Origin of the sequence: Bradyrhizobium sp. BRP22 (assembly GCF_020194175.1) — a bacterium.
Taxonomy (GTDB): domain Bacteria; phylum Pseudomonadota; class Alphaproteobacteria; order Rhizobiales; family Xanthobacteraceae; genus Bradyrhizobium.
The window spans coordinates 1-427 of record NZ_JADYVX010000128.1; the positions used below are offsets into that span (position 1 = coordinate 1).

At 53.4% G+C, this 427-nt stretch carries 1 pseudogene; it reads right to left on the minus strand.

The window, feature by feature from the left end:
* Positions 1 to 317: 317 nt before the first annotated feature.
* Positions 318 to 427 (minus strand): annotated as a pseudogene (locus I6F35_RS39675) (IS5/IS1182 family transposase); the annotation flags it as partial.

A 427-nucleotide genomic window follows, 5' to 3' on the forward strand; every position in this document is an offset into this window, starting at 1 on the left:
CGGGCGCGTGAAGTCGGTTCCATAGAGCACCTCTTTTCGAATCAGGTGTCCATCAAAGAATCACAAGCGATTCTGGCGACTCAAGTTTTCGACTCGGTGCACCTCAAAAAATGTGGGTAATCGTAAGGGTTTTACGGGCGAGTACTGACGTACCGTGCTTGCACAGCCGCGCAAGGTGCTCCCACGCAGCGACTTACAGATGTCCGGACAACGGCGCTTTAGAAGAAACAGCATCGCAAACATAGCAGAGGTTTTCAATCGTAGCGACGCCGAATAGAGGAAGTTGTCCCACTATTCCTTAGAGTCTGACTCAAAAATCATGACTTAACGTTGGCCGATCTGGCGATGCGGCGCAGCAGCTGTCGGGTTGATGCGACAAGGAGCCATGCTTCAGCCGAGGTGGCGGAGGCCTCCCAATCCTTGGCGA